The sequence below is a fragment of the Saezia sanguinis genome (assembly GCF_963921665.1).
GTDB classification, from domain to species: Bacteria; Pseudomonadota; Gammaproteobacteria; order Burkholderiales; family Burkholderiaceae_C; genus Saezia; species Saezia sanguinis.
In genome coordinates this window covers 1-19,900 of record NZ_CAWUGC010000010.1, presented here as the reverse complement: position 1 = coordinate 19,900, position 19,900 = coordinate 1, and the positions used below count along the sequence as shown (strand labels likewise).

The window sequence follows — 19,900 nt, the reverse complement described above, 5'->3', positions numbered from 1 at the left end:
CATTACGGTACAAATAGGCCTTTTTCATGATACTGATAAAGGGAGGAAAACCGGATGTGGATTGACAGCCATTGCCATTTGGATGCTCCTGAATTTTTAGCAGACCGGGAAGGTGTTTTTGCTCGCGCTCGCCAGGCCGGGGTGACCCAGATGGTGATTCCGGCCGTAGCGCCGCTGCACTTTGATATGGCTGCACAACTGGCGGCAGCACAACGGTGTGCTTATGCTTTGGGCATGCACCCGCTGTGGATGGGGGAGGACTCTCCACACAACCAGCGCGAAGCTGATGAACAGGTGATGCGGCAGGTGCATTCTGCATGGCAGCGTTATGCCGCTGATCCGCGACTGGTGGCCGTGGGAGAGATCGGGCTGGATTATTTTGTAGAAGGCTTGAGCCGGGAACGCCAGTGGTTTTTTTATACCGAGCAACTCAAGCTGGCGCGGCAATACGGTTACCCGGTGATTTTGCATGTGCGCAAGTCAGCCGACATGCTGCTTAAAGGGCTGCGGCAATTTCCGGTTAGCGGCGGTATTGCCCACGCGTTCAACGGCAGTGAGCAGCAGGCACAGGCGTTCATGGATCTGGGGTTCAAACTGGGGTTTGGCGGGGCCTGTACTTTTGAGCGGGCTCGGCAGATACGGCATCTGGCGCAGACACTGCCGTTGCAGGCGCTGGTACTGGAAACAGATGCGCCGGACATGCCGCCACAATGGCTTTACCGCACCGCTGAACAGCGTGCACAAGGAGAGCCGCAGGGGCGCAACGAACCGGCACAACTACCCCGGATTGCTCAAGTGATTGCGCAGTTACGCGGCATGCGGCTGGATGAACTGGCTGAAGCTGCCCGCGAAAACACATGGCAGGCGCTGCCTAAGCTGCGTCAGCTGGATAGCGATGCAGGGCCGTTGCCGCCGGTGTGATCAACAATGTGCAGTTCAGACCTGGGCGTGCCAATGCTGCGGATAACCTGTGCAATGGCCTTGGTGCTGTCAGACTGTACCTGGCTGTAGTTTTCGGGGGCGGCAAACGGGCAGATGCTCAGGCGTGTGCCGTCAACCGTGAACTCGGCAATCGAGATGGATGGCACAGGGTTGGTTCTGACATTGGGAATGGCGCAGATGGCTTCTTTAAAACGGTTCATGGCTTCCTGCGGATCAATGCTGTACGGAATGGTGATGCTGCAGTCTATCCGGCGGTAGGGCAGCGCACTGAAGTTCTGAATGGTATCGGAAAAGATTTTGTTGTTGCCAACAATGGTCTGCACATTACCGGCAGCGATGATGGTGGTGGTGAATACGCCGATATCGGTGACGACACCATTGATGCCGGCCGCCGTGATGGTATCGCCGACTTTGAACGGGCGCATCAGTTGTATGAAAACGCCAGCGGCAAAGTGGGCCAGCAAGCCACCCCATGCAGTGCCTACGGCCAGGCCCAGGCCGGCAAGTAACGCGGCAAATGAGGTCGTCTGAATGCCGAAAATGCCGAAGATGGAAAGAATCAGCAGCAGTGTCAGCAGCCAGGAAATGATTTCACGGATGTAGAGTACCAGCGTGCGGTCAACGCGCTGGCCTTTTTCCAGAATACGGCTGAAAATTTTAGCCACCAGTTTGATGGCCCAGCGTCCGACAAACCAGATCAGCAGGGCACTGATGATTTTTAGGCCGAGGTCAGTCGCGTGTGTCAGTAAAAAATTCCAGGTTTCTTCCGTGTTCATAAGCGTATGGATTCAGTCAGTATGCGAAGCAGGGCAATCCATTAAAATGGGCCATCAATTCTGATGGCCTAACTTTAGCATTAAATATCACAACACAATGCGTTCCATTCAAAAAACGCAAGCCCCGCTGCAAGGCTTGCCTGCAGTCATACAGCACGATGCGGTGCTGGCCATATTGGGGAGTTTTCCCGGCAAGGCTTCTTTGCAGGCACAGCAGTATTATGCTTTTGCCAGAAACCACTTCTGGCCGATCATCGGGACTTTGCTGGGAACACCTGATTTGCAGCAGCGGGCATACGCTGAAAAACTGCATTTTCTGGTGCAGCACAGGATTGCGCTGTGGGATGTGTATGCCGCCTGCCAGCGCGAAGGGAGCCTGGATGCGGATATTCAGGCCGGGGAGCCGAATGACCTGGCTTTGTTGAAGCAGTGGGCACCCGGGCTGAAGGTGATTGCCCATAATGGGGGCACCAGCGCCAAGTTCAAAAAGCAAACATCTTTGTTGGGTGTGCAGGTGGTGCAACTGCCATCGACAAGCCCGGCCAACGCGAGCTGGAGTTTCGAGCGTAAATTGGCGGCATGGCGGCAGGTGTTTGTACAGGCTGGTATATTGGGTGAAAACAAATAACGGGAAGGCACAGTTGGTTGTGGTGAACGATAGCAAATGAAAAAAGATTTACCTGAGGTGTTTTTTTCTGAAGAGTCCGGGGTGCGGCATTTGCACCTGGGTACGCATGACTGGATTCAGGGTTCCATGCGGGTGCGCAAACCGTTTGAGATTGAGCTGGAGTATGTGCAGCGGATGATGGCCTGGCTGCTGTTTTTTGACCCTGAAACGGTTGACCAGCGCCATGCCATGCAACTGGGGCTGGGGGCTGCGGCCATTACCAAGTTCTGTTATAAAAAACTGCGCATGTTCACAACCGCGATCGAGTTGAACCCGCAGGTGGTTGCGTTATGCCATAGCTGGTTTAACCTGCCGCAGCCGGATGAGCGGTTGCAGGTGGTGATTGCCGATGCGTCGGATGTGGTGGCTGATCCGGCCCGACTTGGCTCTGTTGATGCTTTGTGTGTGGATATTTATGATGACCAGGCCCTTTCGCCGGTGCTGGATTCTGTCGAGCATTATGCACACTGCTACGGGTTGCTGAGTGATGATGGCGTGATGACGGTTAATCTTTTTGGCCGCAGCGCCAATTTTCTGAAAAGTGTCATGCGCATTGCCAAGGGCTTTGGCATCGTGCTGCAACCGGATGAAAAACAGAGCAGGCTGTGGCAGTTTGCCCCCACCGCGGAAGGCAATACCGTGGTGCTGGCCCTGCGCAGCGACCAGGTGCCTGAGCGTGCATTGATGCAGCAACGGGCGGAATATATTGAATACCGCTGGGGGCTGCCGGCGCGCAAATGGGTCAGGGGTTTAAAGCCTGTGACGTTAAAAGCAAAATCATAGAAACGGTAGCTGTGTTTTAATAGGGGTTGTATTTATCCAGCAGTTCGCCGGTGACCGTACCGGCGTACGGGTTGACAGGGACATATTTGAATGATGCAAGATCAAGATTCTTCTGACCTTCCGGAACAATCCAGTACGGAGGGTGAATCCAAGGCTACTAAATCGTCCTCCAAGCTGTCGCGTTCGAAAAAGCCCAGTGCGCCGCATGGGCCTTTGCAGTGGCAGCAACTGGTTGAGTGGATGGAGGAAGACCGTATCATCAATGCAGACACGGCTGCACGCGTACGCGAGCGCCTGTCCGGAACGAGTTCGTCGCAGCACCCGCTGGTACGGCTGGCACAGTTGAATATGCGTGATTTTGACGAGAAAGAGGTGCTGGATATTGACAAGCTGACGCAGTGGCTGGCAGCACATGTCAAGATACCTTTTTTCCGTATTGATCCGATGAAGGCCGATGTCGGGCAGATTGGCGATATCATGTCGGTCGAATATGCCAAGCGGCATGAAATTCTGCCGGTGAAGGTCGGGACGGGTGACCTGGTGATTGCCACGGCACAGCCTTTTCAGACGACATGGATCAAGGAGATTGAGCATATTTCGCGCAAGCTGGTGCGCCTGGTAATTGCCAGCCCGGTGGACATTGCGCGCTACAGCATTGAGTTTTTTACGTTGGCGAGGTCGGTGCGCGATGTGCAGAAGCGTGGCGGAGCGACGGCGGCGGTTTCTTTTGAACAATTGGTGGATTTGGGGAAAAGCGGCCGCCAGCTGGATGCCAATGACCAGGGCATTGTGCAACTGGTGGATTGGCTGTGGCAGTATGCTTTTGACCAGCGTGCCAGTGATATCCACCTGGAGCCCAGGCGGGAAACGGGGAATGTGCGTTTTCGCATCGACGGTGTGATGCATACCGTATACCAGTTGCCTATGACGGTGATGAACGCGGTGCTGTCGCGCGTCAAGCTGCTGGGCCGTATGGACGTGGTTGAAAAAAGGCGCCCTCTGGACGGGCGTATCAAAACCCGCACGCCTTTGGGCGCTGAGGTTGAAATGCGGTTATCGACATTGCCAACGGCATTTGGCGAAAAAATGGTGATGCGTATTTTTGACCCGGAAACCACGGTCAAAAATATGGAGGAGCTGGGGTTCCCGAGCAAGGAGGCCAGGGAGTGGGAGGATCTCACGCACCGGCCCAACGGTATTATTCTGGTAACCGGGCCTACGGGTTCAGGTAAAACGACGACGCTGTATTCAACGCTGAAAAAGCTCGCGACCGATGAGGTGAACCTGTGCACGATTGAAGACCCGATTGAAATGGTGGACCCGGCATTCAACCAGATGCAGGTGCAGGCCAATCTGGATATCGGCTTTGCCGACGGGGTGCGCGCTTTGATGCGGCAGGATCCGGACATCATCATGATCGGGGAGATCCGTGATGCGGAAACCGCCAATATGGCTGTGCAGGCGGCTTTGACGGGACACTTGGTGCTTTCAACGCTGCATACCAATGATTCCCCTTCAGCAGTGACCCGGTTGATGGATCTGGGGGTGCCCGGCTACCTGCTGAGCGCAACATTGCTGGGGATTCTGGCCCAGCGCCTGGTGCGGACTTTGTGCCCTGCCTGCAAACAGCCGGATGATGCTTTTGACCGGGAGGCTTTTGCGCAACTGGCCAGTCCCTGGCGCCTGAACGGAGAGTCGCACCCGTACAAACCGGTCGGTTGTCTGGAGTGCCGCAATACCGGATTCAAAGGCCGTGTGGGGCTTTATGAAATGATGGTTCTGGATGAGGTGTTCAGAAAACAATTGAGCAAGTCGCCCGATCTGGACGGTCTGCGGCGCACGGCGATCAAGCAGGGCCTCAAGCCGCTGCGGCTGGCCGGGCTGCTCAAAGTCGGACAGGGGATTACGACGGTGGCCGAAGTTATTGCGGCAACACCGCCCATAGAAACCGGATCTGAGGATTAACACGGCTGGGAAGATGACCATTACAGCCATTACACAGCAGTTTCAGCGCCTGGCTTTCATGAAATAGCGGCAAGGCCAGCACATACTGCGGCAAAGTAACAGATTTATGAGCGCCAGTGCGGCTTCTCCCTCCCAGGCTACCACTTCAAATGGCGGCGATATGCCGCCGGCATCGCTGTGGCCGGGCATTTTGATTGCCTTGTGTGGCGCGATAGGCTTTTCGGGCAAAGCGATCATCATCAAAATTGCCTATCGCGATTATGCGATTGATGCGGTAACGCTGCTGATGCTGCGCATGCTGGTGGCATTGCCTTTTTTCCTGGTGATGGCCTGGTGGGCCGGGCGCGGGCAGGCCAAACTGTCTGGCCGGGAGAAGTGGGTGGTCGCCGGGCTGGGCTTCAGTGGCTATTATCTGGCGAGCATGCTGGATTTTCTGGGGCTGCAATATATCAGTGCCAGTCTGGAGCGGCTGATCATGTATGTGACGCCATCGATCGTGCTGTTGCTGGGCATGTTCCTGCTTGGGAAAAAGGCCGGGCTCAGGCAATGGCTGGGCATTGCCGTGAGTTATGCGGGGGTGTTTCTGGTTTTTGGCCATGAGATCAGTTTTGCCGGAGACCATCTGGTGCTGGGTGTGGCTTTGTGCTTTGCCAGTGTGCTGTCCAATGCGGTGTATCTGCTGTACAGCGGCGAAACGGTGAAAAAGCTGGGAGCGCTGCGGCTGACGGGGCTGGCCAGCATCTGGGCATGTGTTTTTTGTATAGGACAATTTGTGCTGACCCGCTCATGGGCCGATTTTCAGAGCATACCGGCAGGTGTCTGGCAATTGTCATTGCTCAACGGTACGTTGTGCACGGTTGTGCCGGTGCTGTTGATGATGATCGGTATTCAGCGCCTGGGCGCGGCTCTGGCTTCCCAGGTGGGAATGATCGGACCGTTATCGACCATCATGCTGGGTGTTTTTCTGCTGGGCGAGCCGTTTAATGCCTGGATTATTGCGGGAACCGTGCTGGTGATGGGCGGCATGTGGATTGTGGTGCGCAGGGCATAATGGCCGCTCAAGCCTGCCATGCGTATTGTTCAGTGCGGCACTCAGCCATGGTATGTGCGGCATGTGGCATCGCCTTTGAAAGGTGCAGAATGCGGCTGTGAGGCCGTGAATATGCTGTGGTGTCATGGCTGTTAACTGGGTGTGGTGCGTCAAAGTGGCAAACGAATAGAAAGGGCGTTATTTTATGGATTTAGGGATTGCCGGCCGTTGGGCCATTGTGTGTGCGGCAAGTAAGGGGCTGGGGCGGGCCTGTGCGGCTGCATTGGTGGCCGAGGGCGTGAATGTGGTGATTGGTGCGCGTGGTGCTGAGCAGTTGAACCGCACGGCGCAGGAATTGCGCCAGCTTCCGGGTGCAGGTCAGGTGATTGCGGTGGCTGGTGATGTGACCACCGATGAGGGGCGGCAGGATCTGCTGGCTGCTGCGCCGGTGGTGGATATTCTGGTGAATAACGCAGGCGGGCCTCCTCCGGGGGATTTTCACGACTGGAGCAAAGAAGACTGGATGAAAGCGCTCAACGCCAATATGCTCACACCGATTGAGTTGATCAAGGCGACCGTGGATGGCATGATGCAGCGCCGTTTTGGCCGTATTGTGAATATCACTTCCAGCGCGGTCAAAGCGCCGATTGATATTCTGGGGCTGTCCAACGGCGCACGCTCGGGGCTGACCGGATTTGTTGCCGGTATTGCGCGCAAGACGGTGCGCTGTAATGTCACAATCAACAACCTGCTGCCGGGGTCGTTTGATACCGACCGGATTGCCAGCAATTTTGCCGCTACAGCCAGGCTTTCCGGCAAGTCGGTTGCAGAGGTCCGCGCTGAGAAGGAAGGTGTGATTCCGGCGGGGCGTTTTGGACAGCCGCCGGAGTTTGGTGCGGCCTGTGCTTACCTGTGCAGCGCGCAGGCAGGGTATGTAACGGGGCAGAACCTGCTGATTGATGGCGGGGCGTATCCGGGCACATTCTGATATTTTTGAAAGTATTCAAATAAAAAGGCTCTTGAGATAAGAGCCTTTTTGCATGCTTGAAGCATCAATAACATGCATCGGTCAGTTGTTTCAGGCATTGCTCAGCCAGTTGTTGTGCATGTTCAAATGTGGCTTCATCTATGGATAAGAGGTCAGCGATGTTCTGCTGTAATTCCTGCAAAATATCAAAGCGTTCAACCAACAGAGTGGATGTTGTGTAGGCTTTTACTAAATCATTGAATTGGTCCAAGCCGCTAAGTTCGTTTTCATTTGGCTCAAAATAATACAAGGATAAAAGCAAAGGAGCTGTTATGCGCAACGGTTGCGGGCCAGAGTATGACGCAGCCAGTTCGTTGCGAAATCCCTGCATGGCCTTTTGTCTCCAGTCATGCGCTTGCTGCAGGTCTTGCTCAAGCCCGTCGGTTCCGTTTTCATAGAATGAGGCGAGTCTGTTTTGCATACGGGCATTGCCTTGCTGCGCCTGCTGAATGATGCCGGGCAAAGCCTGCTGTTGCCAGTAGCGGGCGCGTTCTTCATCAGGTTCAACACCATACCGGTTGCTGCTTTGGTACGCGCGGGCAAGTTGCAGTTGTGCTTGCAGATGCCCTTGTGTTGCAGCTTGCTCGTAATAGGCCATGCCGCGCTCTATGTTGGAGGTGATGCCATCCATCCCTCTGACATAAATTTCACCCAGCAGGAACTGCGCTTCCGCTTGCCCCTGAGCGGCAAGAGGTTCTAGCCCCGCGATGGATTTCTCACGCCACGATCTGGCTATCTCTTTGTTATGCACGGGGCCGTTACCGCCCATGCTGTGCAGCGAGGCCAGTATATATTGCGCCAATGGGTCGCCGCTATTGGCTTTTTGAATAATTTCATTGACTGGCAGGTGCCAGTAGTCATCGGCGCTGGTGAGGGGCTGTTGTGTGGAGGTGCATGCACACAGGAAACAGGCGCAAAGGAATGAGACAAGAAGTCTGGTCATGGTTGAGTTTCTTTCTGCAGTGGTTATATGGATGGCAGGAGAAAATGCGACCTGGCCGCATGTATTTGCTAGCCCTTCATCGCAGGGTTTTGATGCATTGTATATAGATTGGCTGAATTGACCGTGATTACGCAAAGAGGTGGGTTGGGGATTTATGTATGCATTCCGGTCATGATTCTGTAGCGTGAGGGGGTACGTTTTGAGATAATCAAGGGTCAGAACGCATTAAATAGGGTGTTGCGCAAGGCGTTGGAGTGCGCCGCGTAATCAACTACGCAAGCACGAGACAACTCAGTGATGCGCTTCATGGCACATTTGCCCTTCGGGTTTGCTGGAATGAAGCTATTGACTGCGTTGCTCAGCTTGGCAAGGGCCTCGCCATTGCCTTCGCTTCGCGCCTTGTCCTACCCCCATTCCAGTAAACGCAATCTTTCTATTTAATGCGTTCTGACCCTAGGTTCAGGAGAAACGGATGATGCCATATTTGCAGGAATGTGTATTGTGTAACGCCGATGGTGGCATTCTGATTGCCTCAACGGATCGCTGGCGGGTCATCCGTGCGCTGGATCAGGAGGGCTTTCCGCTGACTTACCGGGTGGTCTGGAATGCGCATGTGGCCGAGTTTTCTGATTTGGCACAGGATGAGCGCCATGAATGCATGGCGGCTGTGGCCTGGGTCGAGCAGGCCATGCGCCGGTTTTTGCAGCCGCAAAAGATCAATCTGGCGGCATTCGGGAATATGGTGCCGCATCTGCACTGGCATCTTGTGGCACGCTACCCGTGGGACAGCCGGTTTCCTGCCTCTCCATGGGCGGCGCCTGTGCGGGAGAACGCCGTGGGGCGCTGGGAGGCATTGTTGCCGCAACAACAGCAGCTTGAGCAGTATTTATGTGACCATGTTGCTTTGGCACATGGGTATTGACGCTGCTAGAAGCGGGGTGGGCCGTGTCTGATATGGCGTGTGCATGGCATGGGGCGTGCGCTGGTTTTCAAAATGAATCCGCTGCTGTAGGGTAGATTCTGACTTCCCGAATGAAGATCGGGGCGTTTGCGGTTATGATTACGCCATACTGATGCACGTTGAACAGATTGCTGTGTCCTGAATGCAAGGTGAGGGGCCATGGTCTGCTGCATATTTCAATCGTCAAAGCATATTCAATCATGTCTACAACACATTTCGGTTTTGAAACAGTCGATGAAGAGGAAAAGGCTGCCCGTGTCCGGGGCGTTTTTGATTCGGTCGCGCGTCGTTATGACGTTATGAATGATCTGATGTCCGGTGGGCTGCACCGGATATGGAAGGCATATACCATCATGGCTTCCGGTGTGCGTGCTGGTCAGCAGGTGCTGGATATTGCAGCAGGTACCGGTGATCTGAGCAAGGCTTTTGCCAAAAAGGTGGGGCCAACAGGCAAAGTGGTCATGACCGATATCAACGAAGCGATGCTGAGCATTGGCCGGGACCGGATGCTGGATGCCGGCATGGCGGTGGAAGCGGTGGTGTGTGATGCGGAGAAACTGCCTTTTCCGGATGCGGCATTTGATATTGTGTCGGTGGCATTTGGCCTGCGCAACATGACCCACAAAGACAAGGCATTGCGTGAGATGTGCCGTGTGTTACGGCCCGGCGGGCGTTTGCTGGTGCTGGAGTTTTCCAAAGTCGCCAAGCCGCTGGAAAAGGCATACGACTGGTATTCGTTCAATGTGTTGCCGCGTATCGGTAAATATGTAGCCAAGGATGAGGACAGTTATCGCTATCTGGCCGAATCGATCCGGATGCACCCCGGGCAGGAAGAGCTCAAGGCCATGATGAAGGATGCCGGGTTTGGCCATGTGGACGTACATAATATGACGGCTGGCGTGGTGGCGCTGCACATGGGCATCAAGTGCTGAACAGTTGAGTATTGGGTTATAAGCGGGCAGTTCTTTGAAGGGGCTGCGCAGATGAAATATAAGCATGAGGAGATAGGTTAATGCAAGGTGTGATTTCAGGACGGACGTTTCCGGTTAGGCGTGCTGTGAATAAATGGGGACGTTTGCTGATGGTGCTGCTGACGGTGTTTCTGTTGCTGTGGGCAGCAACGGCGGATGCCCGGCGGCTGGGCGGTGGCGGTTCTTTTGGCCGTCAGTCGCCAAGCGTGACAAACCGTTCTGCAACACAACCTACGCAGCGCAACAATGCGCAAAACCAGCGCCAGATACCGCCACAGCAGGCCGGGCAACAGCCGCGCAAACCCTGGGGTGGTATGTTGGGTGGTCTTGCTGCGGGCCTGGGGCTGGCAGCGCTGTTTCATTGGATGGGGTTTGGCCCGGTGTTGGGTGACATGCTTGGCACACTTCTGCTGGTATTGCTGGCGTTTGCCGCCATTACATTTTTCATGCGCATGATGCGCCGGCCAGCACAAGCACAGCAGGCGGCAGGCGCTGGTGGAGCTGCGGCGGGCTGGAATCAGCCGCAGGCAACGCCGTTCCAGTCGAATCCGGCAACGGCGCCCGGTGCGTGGGATGGCTCAGCCGCAACGGCTGGAAGCTCATGGGGGCGTATGGAGATTCCTGCCGGGTTTGATGTGCAGGGTTTTGAAGAGGTTGCAAAGGCTAATTTTGTGCGTTTGCAAAAGGCCTGGGATGCCGGTGATGTCAGTTCCCTGAAGGCTTTTCTGACCGATGAAATGTATACCCTGATGAAAGGGCAGTTGGCGCAGCGCCATAACGATTTCAGCGGCACGACCAACCAGACGGATGTGGTAACACTCAATGCACAGTTGCTCGGGATTGAAGAGGTCGGCAATGAATACATGGCCAGTGTTGAATTCAGCGGCATGATTCGCGAGAACCCGACGGCTGGTGCCGAGCCTTTTACAGAGGTGTGGAATCTGACCAAAGATAAAGCCGCGGCAAACGGCGGCTGGCTGCTGGCCGGGATTCAAAATATTCCTTCAACTCCACGGTAAGTGAATGATGAACTCATCAGATTTTTTTGCCAGTGTTTCTGCCCAGATGGAGCCTATTTTTTCGCGGCTTGCGGAACTGGGTGAAACGTTTTCGCAACCCATACGTGCCAAGGTGCTGCTGGTGTTTAACCACCTGATTTCCCAGGAGCCGGAAGCGGTTGAGCGTTTGCGCGTGTACGCCGGCAGGCGCGTGATGCTGGAGAGCCCGATGGGGCAGTGGCCGTTAACGATCACGCCAGCGGGGCTGTTTGAGGAAACGCCCAAGGATGACGTGCAAGCGGATTCCGGCAAAGCGGATCTGCATTTGAAAATGCAAACCCCCAGCCCGATGGATTTTGGCAATATGCTGTTCAAGGGGCAGCGTCCGCCGGTGGCCATAGATGGTGATGCGGATCTGGCCGCAACGTTTGCCTGGCTGGTTGATCATTTGCGCTGGGATTATGCCGAGGATTTGTCGCGCATTGTGGGCGATGTGCCCACACAGATTGCCATGGACCAGTTCAAGCAGGTGGTTTCCATGTTCAGGGGGTTTCTGGAGGCGTTCAGCAAACGTACCGGTGGTAAGAGCGAGTAGTTAATGCGACGTTTTTTGCGTTCTCTGTCTATTTTGCGTGTTGTTTTGCGATACCAGCTTGATGAGCTGGTGCTTTCCAATGTGCGTAACCCGTGGCTGACGCGTTTCAAACGGCTGGTGTTATTCGGGCGCAGAAAACCCACGTTGCCGCGTGGCGTGCGCCTGCGGTTGGCACTGGAGGAGCTGGGGCCGATTTTTGTCAAGTTTGGTCAGGTGCTTTCTACACGGCGCGACTTGCTGCCCGAAGATATTGCCGACGAGCTGACGCTGTTGCAGGACCGGGTGCCTCCGTTTGATTCTGACCTGGCCGCGCAGATGGTGGAAAAGGCGTTGCGGCGCCCCATTGCAGAGATTTTTGAGTCGTTTGAGCACGATCCTGTGGCCAGTGCTTCGATTGCGCAGGTGCATTTTGCAACCTTGCGCATGAACGATGGCACGCTGAAAGATGTAGCTGTCAAAGTGTTGCGCCCGGGGATGAGGCCGGTGATTGATCAGGACCTGGACCTGATGCGCTGGATGGCGGTCTGGGTACAGCGCCTGTCGTCAGAAGCCAAGCGGCTGCGACCGACTGAAGTGGTTGCGGAGTTTGACAAGTATCTGCACGATGAGCTGGATTTGATCCGGGAGGCGTCGAATGCCTCTGAAATCCGGCGTAACATGCAGAACCTGAATATGGTGCTGGTGCCGGAAATGTACTGGGATTATTGCACCAGCGATGTGATTGTGATGGAGCGCATGAAGGGCGTGCCGATCAATCAGGTTAGCGTGCTGCGCGATGCCGGGGTGGATATTCCCAAGCTGGCGCGTGATGGGGTGACGATTTTCTTTACCCAGGTGTTTCGGGATGGCGTTTTCCATGCCGATATGCACCCCGGAAATATTCAGGTGAGTCTGGACCCGCAGACTTTTGGCTATTATGTATCGTTGGACTTTGGCATTGTCGGCACGCTGACCGAGGTTGATAAAGATTACCTGGCGCAGAATTTTGTGGCATTTTTCCGTCGCGATTACAAACGCGTGGCGGAGTTGCATGTGGAAAGCGGCTGGGTGCCTGCTGATACGCGCATTGACGAGCTGGAAGCCGCAGTCAGGGCAACCTGTGAACCCTACTTTAACCGGCCGCTGAAAGAGATTTCGCTGGGGCTGGTTCTGATGCGCCTGTTCCAGCTTTCCAGAAGGTTTAACCTGGAGATTCAGCCCCAGTTGGTATTGCTGCAAAAGACGATGCTGAATGTGGAAGGGCTGGGGCGCCAGCTTGACCCGGATCTGGATTTATGGAGTACGGCGCGGCCTTTCCTGGAAACCTGGATGAACGAGCAGGTTGGTTATAAGGCAGCCTGGCGCAGGTTCAAGGATGAGTTGCCGCGGTATGCGCAATACCTGCCGGAACTGCCCCGCCTGTTGCATCAGGCGTTGCAGCAGCAGACTTTGCCGCCACAAAAACGTGAGGATGATCTGGCGCTGTTGCTGGCTGAGCAGAAACGAACCAACCGGTTGTTGCAGGCGGTGATCAGTGGCGGTATCGGCTTTATGCTGGGGCTGCTGGCGATGCAGTTGATTGTGCATATCCGGATTTTTTAAAAAATAGTCTAAAAGTATGTATTTGGCTGGCACTTCGTGCGCGGGGTGTGTGCTGAAATGGCAATTCGCCGTAAAATAAACAGTTTCAGTGATTTTTGAAAGAGCCAGAGATGCCGATTTATGCTTATCGCTGCAGCCATTGCGGTCATGAAAAGGATGTGCTGCAAAAGATTTCAGATGCTCCCCCGGCTTGCCCCGAGTGTGGACAGAGTATGAGCAAGCAGGTGACTGCTGCTGCTTTTGATCTCAAAGGCAGTGGCTGGTATAAGACGGATTTTGCCTCACAGGGATGTCCTGCCGCAGCATCTGCGAGCAGCGCGGACGAGTTGCCTTGTGGCGCTGCCGCATGTGGCTGCAAGGCGGCCATGGCCGATTAGGCTGATTTATGAGTACATTGCGCCGCTGGTTTCTGTCGGGTCTGCTGGTGTTGTTGCCCTTGGGGGTGACACTGTGGGTCCTGAGCCTGGCGCTTTCGTTGCTGGATGGTTCCATCGGTTGGTTGCCTAAGCACTGGCAGCCTGAGGCCTGGCTGGGTTTTCGCGTGCCGGGCATGGGCGTGGTGCTGATGCTGGTTGTGGTACTGGCGGTTGGCGCGATTGCCAGTAATTATGTCGGGTTCCGGCTGGTTCGCTGGTGGGATGGTGTGCTGGGGCGTATTCCTGTGGTTCGCTCGATTTATTCGGGCGTCAAGCAGGTGTCGGATACCTTGTTTTCCGATAAAGGCCATGCTTTCCGGGAGGTGGTTTTGCTGCAGTTTCCGCGCCAGGGTATCTGGACCATTGCTTTTGTGACGGGCCACCCCGGCGGGGCCGTGGAAAAGTATCTGGATTCACAGCTTTATCTGAATGTGTTTGTGCCAACGGCACCTAACCCGACCTCCGGGTATTTTATTATTGTGCCACGCTCCGATGTGATTGAACTGGATATGAGCGTGGATGATGCGCTGAAAGTGGTGGTTTCCATGGGTGTGATTGTGCCGCCGGTCGTGCCGGCTGCACCCGATGGTGTGTTGGAAACAGGTGTTGAACAGAACGACGAAAAGTCGTCATAATTGTGTGTGTTACAGGCTGCGGATGCAGCAGAAAGTTTTCTCATGTCGATGCGTAGTCATTATTGCGGTCAGGTGACCGAAGCTTTGTCAGAGCAAAAAGTATTGTTGTGCGGCTGGATCAACCGGCGGCGTGAGCACAGCAACGTGGTGTTTATCGATTTGCGCGACCGTGAAGGTATTGTGCAGGTGATTTGTGATAAGCAGGATGATCCGGCGTTGTATGCTTTTGCGAATAATGAATTGCGCAATGAATACTGTATCCAGGTATCGGGCAAAGTGCGTGCGCGTACAGCAGAAACCATCAACCCGAACCTGCCCACCGGCAAGATCGAGGTGGTTTGTGAAAAGCTGGAGGTGCTTAACCCCTCTGTGTCTTTGCCATTCCAACTGGATGATGAAAACCTCTCAGAGATGATCCGGCTGACCAACCGGGTGGTTGATTTGCGCCGTCCGCAGATGCAAAACAATTTGATGCTGCGCTACCGTACCACGATGGAAGTGCGCAAGTTTTTGGATGTACATGGCTTTATTGATATCGAGACGCCGGTGCTGACCAAGAGCACGCCTGAAGGTGCGCGTGACTATCTGGTTCCCAGCCGTGTGTATGACGGCGAGTTTTACGCCTTGCCGCAAAGCCCCCAGTTGTTCAAGCAGATGCTGATGGTGGCTGGTTTTGACCGTTATTACCAGATTGTGAAGTGTTTCCGTGACGAGGATTTGCGTGCTGACCGCCAGCCGGAATTTACGCAGATTGATATTGAGACCTCGTTCCTGGAAGAGGGCGAAATCCGTGCGCTGTTCCAGGAAATGATCACGACGGTATTTAAGAATGTTTTAGAGGTGGACCTGGGTGAGTTCCCGGTCATGCAGTTCAGTGAGGCGATGCGCCGCTATGGCTCGGACAAACCGGATTTGCGCGTGAAGCTGGAGTTCACCGACCTGACCGATGTGGTCAAGGATGTGGAGTTCAAGGTATTTTCTGGCCCGGCAACAACCCCTGGCGGACGTGTGGTAGGGCTGCGGATTCCTGCGGGCGGGCAGATGCCGCGCTCGGAAATTGACGGTTACACCGATTTTGTCAAAATTTATGGCGCCAAGGGGCTGGCCTGGATCAAGGTGAATGAAAAAGCCAAAGGCCGCGATGGTTTGCAAAGCCCGATTGTGAAAAACCTGCACGACCAGGCAATTGCCCAGATTCTGGAGCTGACCGGGGCGCAGGATGGAGATCTGATTTTCTTTGGTGCCGATAAGGCCAAGATTGTCAATGATGCGATTGGCGCGTTACGCGTCAAGATCGGTCTGAGTGAGTTTGGCCGCAAGCATGGTCTGTTTGAAGACCGCTGGGCACCGCTGTGGGTGATCGATTTCCCGATGTTTGAGTACGATGAGGAAGATCAGCGCTGGATGGCGATGCATCATCCGTTTACTTCGCCTAAGGATGGGCATGAGGAATGGCTAGAGACAGCGCCTGAAAAATGTCTGGCCAAGGCCTATGACATGGTGCTTAACGGCTGGGAAATTGGTGGCGGGTCTATCCGTATCCATAAAGCAGCGGTTCAAAGCAAGGTGTTTTCTGCGCTGAAGATCGGGCCGCAGGAAGCGCAGGAGAAGTTTGGTTTCCTGCTGGATGCGTTGCAATACGGCGCACCTCCGCACGGCGGGTTGGCGTTCGGGCTGGACCGCATTGTCACGATGATGACCAAGGCCGAGAGCATCCGCGATGTGATTGCTTTCCCGAAAACCCAGCGTGCGCAGTGCCTGCTGACCCATGCACCGAGCCCGGTGGATGAAAAGCAGTTGCGGGAGTTGCACATTAAATTGCGTAATCCGCACCCGAATGCTTCGTAAAGATCAGGGAAGGCGTTGTATATTTATGGTGCCTTCTGATTGGCCGCTTGCGAAAAAGGGGTAAACACGCTATACTGAAAAACTTTTCTATGCACAATAAGTCTCAAAATACTTGTTGTGCTCTTATGGCGTGCAGTGCTAAAGGTTGATTTTAAAGAAATTAACTTGGTGTTGCGGGGCTATTGAGGGCGGGGCTTTGGGGTGAAATATGCCAGAAAGTCTTGTGCATAAGAACACAATTCGTTTTATTTCATTGATTGCGTTGCTGTGAGCAGCTCAGCAACGTTTTTGTTTTAGGGACGCTTTATGCCAACCATCATGCAACTTGTTCGCCAAGGGCGTTCAACTGAAGTTGTGAAGTCCAAAAGCCCGGCTATGGAAAGTAGTCCGCAGCGCCGTGGTGTTTGTACTCGTGTTTATACAACGACCCCCAAAAAGCCTAACTCTGCTTTGCGTAAGGTTGCCAAGGTGCGCCTGACCAACGGATATGAGGTCATCTCCTATATTGGCGGTGAAGGCCATAACCTGCAAGAGCACAGTGTGGTGCTGGTGCGCGGTGGTCGTGTGAAAGATTTGCCGGGTGTGCGTTACCACATCGTGCGTGGCTCTCTGGACTTGCAGGGCGTGAAAGACCGCAAGCAGTCTCGCTCCAAATACGGCGCGAAGAAGCCCAAACAGGCTTAATTGGTTTCAGGTGGCCGGTGCCGTCTTTTTTAATGGCGCTGGTTTTGGATTGGCCCTTTTTGTAGGGCTAAAGTAAGCGGTGCCGCTCAAAAGAATTTTTTTGGAATGTGCACCATCAGTCAGCAGGCTTTGGTTATTGGCTGCTGTGAGCTGAAGTTAAGTAAAGAGGTGAAAAATGCCACGTCGTCGTGAAGTTCCCAAACGGGAAATTTTGCCGGATCCGAAGTATGGTAATGTTGAAATTGCCAAGTTCATGAACGTGATCATGCAAAGCGGTAAAAAAGCCGTTGCAGAGCGTATTGTGTATGGCGCTTTTGATCAGATCGAGCAAAAAGCTGGAAAAGATCCGCTGGAAGTTTTTATTGCCGCTATTGGCAATGTGAAGCCGGTGGTTGAAGTGCGCTCACGCCGTGTGGGTGGTGCCAACTATCAGGTGCCGGTTGAAGTGCGTCCGGTTCGCCGCTTGGCTTTGGCGATGCGCTGGCTGAAAGAAGCCGCGCAAAAGCGCAGCGAAAAATCCATGGCGCAGCGTTTGGCTGGCGAGTTGCTGGATGCAACTGAAGGCCGTGGCGGCGCAATGAAAAAGCGTGATGAAGTGCACCGTATGGCTGAAGCCAACCGCGCGTTCTCACACTTCCGCTTCTGACGCGGCGCGCATTTGATTCGATTGTAACTGTATGAATTTGACGCGCTGCGAGTGAATTTGACCTCGCAGCGCTTTCCATTACCGGAGTAACACACTATGAGCCGTAAAACCCCGATTGAGCGCTACCGTAACATCGGTATTTCCGCCCACATCGATGCAGGTAAAACTACCACGACAGAACGTATTTTGTTTTATACCGGTGTCAATCACAAAATTGGTGAAGTGCATGATGGTGCTGCTACCATGGACTGGATGGAGCAGGAGCAGGAGCGTGGTATCACCATTACCTCTGCTGCAACCACAACGTTCTGGCGTGGTATGGATCACAACCACCAGGAACACCGCATTAACATCATTGATACCCCCGGGCACGTGGACTTCACAATTGAAGTGGAGCGTTCCATGCGTGTGTTGGATGGTGCCTGCATGGTGTACTGTGCTGTGGGTGGCGTGCAGCCTCAGTCTGAAACGGTTTGGCGTCAGGCTAACAAGTACAAAGTGCCTCGCTTGGCCTTTGTGAACAAGATGGACCGTACCGGTGCCAACTTCTTTAAAGTGGTTGACCAGATTAAAACCCGCCTCAAAGGTAACCCAGTGCCTATCGTATTGCCGATTGGTGCCGAAGAAAACTTCAAAGGCGTTATCGATCTGGCCAAAATGAAAGCCATCATCTGGGACGAGGCTTCTCAGGGGATGAAGTTTACATTTGAAGACATTCCGGCTGATATGCTGGAGCAGGCCAAAGAGTGGCGCGAAAAAATGGTTGAAGCCGCAGCCGAGTCTTCTGAAGAACTGATGAACAAGTATCTGGAAGAAGGTGATTTGACCGAAGAGGAAATCATTGAAGGTTTGCGTGTCCGTACACTGGCTAACGAAATTCAGCCAATGCTGTGCGGTACAGCGTTTAAGAACAAGGGCGTTCAGCGCATGCTGGATGCGGTGATTGAGTTGCTGCCTTCTCCGTTGGATGTGCCGCCTGTGGAAGGTCTGGACGAAGACGGTAAAGAAGCACACCGCAAGGCGTCTGACGATGAAAAATTCTCTGCGTTGGCATTCAAGTTGATGACAGACCCGTTTGTCGGACAGCTGACTTTCGTGCGCGTGTACTCCGGTGTGCTGAGCAAGGGTGATACCGTGTACAACCCGGTGAAGGGTAAGAAAGAACGTATTGGTCGTATTGTGCAGATGCATGCCAATGACCGTAAGGAAATTGATGAGCTGCGCGCTGGCGACATTGCCGCTTGTGTTGGTTTGAAAGAAGTGACCACCGGTGAAACGCTGTGCGACACCAGTGCCATTATTACGCTGGAGCGTATGGAGTTTCCTGAGCCTGTGATTTCTCAGGCGGTTGAGCCTAAGACCAAGGCCGACCAGGAAAAAATGGGTATTGCACTGAACCGTCTGGCTTCTGAAGATCCTTCTTTCCGTGTTCACACCGATGAAGAATCGGGCCAGACCATTATTTCCGGGATGGGTGAGTTGCATCTGGAAATTCTGGTGGACCGTATGCGCCGTGAATTCAGCGTGGAAGCGAACGTGGGCAAACCCCAGGTGGCTTACCGTGAAACCATTCGCAAGACCGTTGAAAATGCAGAAGGCAAATTCGTTAAACAGTCTGGCGGTAAGGGCCAGTACGGTCACGTTGTGCTCAAGCTTGAGCCAATGACCCCTGGAAGCGGTTTCGAGTTTGTGGATGCCATTAAAGGTGGTGTGGTGCCGCGTGAATACATTCCGGCTGTTCAGAAGGGTGTTGAAGACACGCTGAAGGCTGGTGTGGTTGCAGGTTACCCGGTGGTGGATGTGAAAGTCACACTGCATTTCGGTTCATACCACGATGTGGACTCGAACGAAAATGCGTTTAAGATGGCTGCTTCCATGGGTTTCAAGGACGGTATGCGCAAAGCGGATCCGGTTCTGCTGGAGCCTATCATGGCTGTTGAGGTGGAAACACCAGAAGAAAACATGGGTGATGTGATGGGTAACCTCTCATCCAAGCGCGGCGTGATTCAGGGGATGGATGACATTCCTGGCGGCGGTAAAACGGTTCGTGCCGAAGTGCCCCTGTCGGAAATGTTTGGTTATTCCACCTCTTTGCGTTCTATGACGCAAGGTCGTGCGACCTACACGATGGAGTTCAAGCATTATGCGGAAGCTCCGAAGAATGTGGCAGATGCAGTGATTAACGAACGTTCTGCCAAGTAATTTTGAGGAGATGGTGCTGTTCATAAGACAGTGCCATCGCCGAAATTTTGTAACATTTGTAGTAAATACATTTACTTTTGCTCTTTGAAAGGAATAGAGAATCATGGCGAAAGGCAAGTTTGAGCGTACGAAGCCCCACGTGAACGTGGGCACGATTGGGCACGTAGACCACGGCAAGACCACGCTGACAGCAGCGATTGCCTCCGTGCTGTCGCAGAAATTTGGCGGCG

At 54.1% G+C, this 19,900-nt stretch carries 20 protein-coding genes; 18 read left to right on the top strand and 2 right to left on the bottom strand.

Annotated elements, in window-relative coordinates; translation table 11 throughout:
- The first annotated feature begins 54 nt into the window (after positions 1-54).
- Positions 55-921, top strand: coding sequence for a TatD family hydrolase (locus AACY98_RS06325; protein ID WP_339802991.1), 867 nt, complete (start codon positions 55-57; stop codon positions 919-921).
- On the opposite strand, the gene AACY98_RS06320 is transcribed toward AACY98_RS06325, so the two are convergent.
- Positions 882-1,718, bottom strand: coding sequence for a mechanosensitive ion channel family protein (locus AACY98_RS06320; protein WP_339802988.1), 837 nt, complete (start codon positions 1,716-1,718; stop codon positions 882-884). The two genes, AACY98_RS06325 and AACY98_RS06320, sit on opposite strands and share 40 nt — an antisense overlap.
- 97 nt (positions 1,719-1,815) lie before the next feature.
- On the opposite strand from AACY98_RS06320, the gene AACY98_RS06315 reads away from it, so the two are divergent.
- The 5 genes from AACY98_RS06315 (at position 1,816) to AACY98_RS06295 (ending at position 7,151) form a co-directional block, all read left to right on the top strand.
- Positions 1,816-2,346, top strand: coding sequence for a DNA-deoxyinosine glycosylase (locus AACY98_RS06315; protein ID WP_339802985.1), 531 nt, complete (start codon positions 1,816-1,818; stop codon positions 2,344-2,346).
- A gap of 36 nt (positions 2,347-2,382) precedes the next feature.
- Entirely contained in the window at positions 2,383-3,168 is a 786-nt protein-coding gene (locus tag AACY98_RS06310) for a spermidine synthase (protein WP_339802982.1), read from the top strand.
- 90 nt (positions 3,169-3,258) lie between these two features.
- The gene (locus tag AACY98_RS06305) at positions 3,259-5,133 is read left to right on the top strand and encodes a GspE/PulE family protein (RefSeq protein ID WP_423817537.1); all 1,875 of its coding nucleotides are present in this window, start codon (positions 3,259-3,261) and stop codon (positions 5,131-5,133) included.
- A 106-nt stretch (positions 5,134-5,239) separates the two neighbouring features.
- Positions 5,240-6,184: a DMT family transporter gene (locus tag AACY98_RS06300; protein ID WP_339802980.1), complete on the top strand. Its 945-nt coding sequence runs from the start codon at positions 5,240-5,242 to the stop codon at positions 6,182-6,184.
- A 184-nt stretch (positions 6,185-6,368) separates the two neighbouring features.
- Positions 6,369-7,151 carry an SDR family oxidoreductase gene (locus AACY98_RS06295; RefSeq protein WP_126981074.1) on the top strand — a complete coding sequence of 261 codons (783 nt, stop codon included), beginning with the start codon at positions 6,369-6,371 and terminating at the stop codon, positions 7,149-7,151.
- A 64-nt stretch (positions 7,152-7,215) separates the two neighbouring features.
- Here AACY98_RS06295 and AACY98_RS06290 read toward each other — a convergent pair whose 3' ends face one another.
- Positions 7,216-8,133 (bottom strand): tetratricopeptide repeat protein, encoded by a 918-nt coding sequence (locus tag AACY98_RS06290; protein WP_339802976.1) that lies wholly within the window; start codon positions 8,131-8,133, stop codon positions 7,216-7,218.
- A 472-nt stretch (positions 8,134-8,605) separates the two neighbouring features.
- Here AACY98_RS06290 and AACY98_RS06285 point away from each other — a divergent pair, with 472 nt between their 5' ends.
- The 12 genes from AACY98_RS06285 to AACY98_RS06230 all read left to right on the top strand — a co-directional run.
- Positions 8,606-9,055, top strand: a complete 450-nt coding sequence (locus tag AACY98_RS06285; RefSeq protein ID WP_339802974.1) for an HIT family protein — start codon at positions 8,606-8,608, stop codon at positions 9,053-9,055.
- 239 nt (positions 9,056-9,294) lie between these two features.
- Positions 9,295-10,026, top strand: coding sequence for a bifunctional demethylmenaquinone methyltransferase/2-methoxy-6-polyprenyl-1,4-benzoquinol methylase UbiE (ubiE, locus tag AACY98_RS06280; RefSeq protein ID WP_126981072.1), 732 nt, complete (start codon positions 9,295-9,297; stop codon positions 10,024-10,026).
- A 125-nt stretch (positions 10,027-10,151) separates the two neighbouring features.
- On the top strand, positions 10,152-11,084 hold the full coding sequence (locus tag AACY98_RS06275; RefSeq protein WP_339802971.1) for a Tim44 domain-containing protein: 933 nt from the start codon (positions 10,152-10,154) through the stop codon (positions 11,082-11,084).
- A gap of 4 nt (positions 11,085-11,088) precedes the next feature.
- Complete coding sequence (locus AACY98_RS06270) at positions 11,089-11,658, top strand: hypothetical protein (protein WP_339802968.1); 570 nt, start codon at positions 11,089-11,091, stop codon at positions 11,656-11,658.
- Between the two features lie 3 nt (positions 11,659-11,661).
- Positions 11,662-13,239: a ubiquinone biosynthesis regulatory protein kinase UbiB gene (ubiB, locus tag AACY98_RS06265; RefSeq protein ID WP_126981070.1), complete on the top strand. Its 1,578-nt coding sequence runs from the start codon at positions 11,662-11,664 to the stop codon at positions 13,237-13,239.
- Positions 13,240-13,349: 110 nt separating this feature from the next.
- Positions 13,350-13,616, top strand: a complete 267-nt coding sequence (locus tag AACY98_RS06260; RefSeq protein WP_126981069.1) for an FmdB family zinc ribbon protein — start codon at positions 13,350-13,352, stop codon at positions 13,614-13,616.
- Positions 13,617-13,624: 8 nt separating this feature from the next.
- Positions 13,625-14,290, top strand: coding sequence for a DUF502 domain-containing protein (locus tag AACY98_RS06255; RefSeq protein ID WP_126981068.1), 666 nt, complete (start codon positions 13,625-13,627; stop codon positions 14,288-14,290).
- 42 nt (positions 14,291-14,332) lie between these two features.
- Complete coding sequence (gene aspS / locus AACY98_RS06250; RefSeq protein WP_339802964.1) at positions 14,333-16,138, top strand: aspartate--tRNA ligase; 1,806 nt, start codon at positions 14,333-14,335, stop codon at positions 16,136-16,138.
- 306 nt (positions 16,139-16,444) lie between these two features.
- The gene (gene rpsL / locus AACY98_RS06245; protein ID WP_126981066.1) at positions 16,445-16,822 is read left to right on the top strand and encodes a 30S ribosomal protein S12; all 378 of its coding nucleotides are present in this window, start codon (positions 16,445-16,447) and stop codon (positions 16,820-16,822) included.
- Between the two features lie 175 nt (positions 16,823-16,997).
- Positions 16,998-17,468 (top strand): 30S ribosomal protein S7, encoded by a 471-nt coding sequence (gene rpsG, locus AACY98_RS06240; RefSeq protein ID WP_126981065.1) that lies wholly within the window; start codon positions 16,998-17,000, stop codon positions 17,466-17,468.
- A 96-nt stretch (positions 17,469-17,564) separates the two neighbouring features.
- On the top strand, positions 17,565-19,670 hold the full coding sequence (gene fusA, locus AACY98_RS06235) for an elongation factor G (RefSeq protein WP_339802959.1): 2,106 nt from the start codon (positions 17,565-17,567) through the stop codon (positions 19,668-19,670).
- 103 nt (positions 19,671-19,773) lie between these two features.
- Positions 19,774-19,900 (top strand): GTP-binding protein (locus AACY98_RS06230; protein WP_339802139.1); only part of this gene is annotated, 127 nt, incomplete at its 3' end.

Bases quoted from the DNA above. Each gene is read 5' to 3' on its own strand.
- AACY98_RS06300 (WP_339802980.1), top strand. From the start codon at position 5,240: ATGAGCGCCAGTGCGGCTTCTCCCTCCCAGGCTACCACTTCAAATGGC.
- AACY98_RS06295 (WP_126981074.1), top strand. From the start codon at position 6,369: ATGGATTTAGGGATTGCCGGCCGTTGGGCCATTGTGTGTGCGGCAAGT.
- AACY98_RS06255 (WP_126981068.1), top strand. From the start codon at position 13,625: ATGAGTACATTGCGCCGCTGGTTTCTGTCGGGTCTGCTGGTGTTGTTG.
- AACY98_RS06315 (WP_339802985.1), top strand. From the start codon at position 1,816: ATGCGTTCCATTCAAAAAACGCAAGCCCCGCTGCAAGGCTTGCCTGCA.
- AACY98_RS06260 (WP_126981069.1), top strand. From the start codon at position 13,350: ATGCCGATTTATGCTTATCGCTGCAGCCATTGCGGTCATGAAAAGGAT.
- AACY98_RS06310 (WP_339802982.1), top strand. From the start codon at position 2,383: ATGAAAAAAGATTTACCTGAGGTGTTTTTTTCTGAAGAGTCCGGGGTG.
- rpsL (WP_126981066.1), top strand. From the start codon at position 16,445: ATGCCAACCATCATGCAACTTGTTCGCCAAGGGCGTTCAACTGAAGTT.
- AACY98_RS06285 (WP_339802974.1), top strand. From the start codon at position 8,606: ATGATGCCATATTTGCAGGAATGTGTATTGTGTAACGCCGATGGTGGC.
- ubiB (WP_126981070.1), top strand. From the start codon at position 11,662: ATGCGACGTTTTTTGCGTTCTCTGTCTATTTTGCGTGTTGTTTTGCGA.
- rpsG (WP_126981065.1), top strand. From the start codon at position 16,998: ATGCCACGTCGTCGTGAAGTTCCCAAACGGGAAATTTTGCCGGATCCG.
- fusA (WP_339802959.1), top strand. From the start codon at position 17,565: ATGAGCCGTAAAACCCCGATTGAGCGCTACCGTAACATCGGTATTTCC.
- aspS (WP_339802964.1), top strand. From the start codon at position 14,333: ATGTCGATGCGTAGTCATTATTGCGGTCAGGTGACCGAAGCTTTGTCA.
- AACY98_RS06270 (WP_339802968.1), top strand. From the start codon at position 11,089: ATGATGAACTCATCAGATTTTTTTGCCAGTGTTTCTGCCCAGATGGAG.
- ubiE (WP_126981072.1), top strand. From the start codon at position 9,295: ATGTCTACAACACATTTCGGTTTTGAAACAGTCGATGAAGAGGAAAAG.
- AACY98_RS06305 (WP_423817537.1), top strand. From the start codon at position 3,259: ATGATGCAAGATCAAGATTCTTCTGACCTTCCGGAACAATCCAGTACG.
- AACY98_RS06325 (WP_339802991.1), top strand. From the start codon at position 55: ATGTGGATTGACAGCCATTGCCATTTGGATGCTCCTGAATTTTTAGCA.
- AACY98_RS06320 (WP_339802988.1), bottom strand. From the start codon at position 1,718: ATGAACACGGAAGAAACCTGGAATTTTTTACTGACACACGCGACTGAC.
- AACY98_RS06290 (WP_339802976.1), bottom strand. From the start codon at position 8,133: ATGACCAGACTTCTTGTCTCATTCCTTTGCGCCTGTTTCCTGTGTGCA.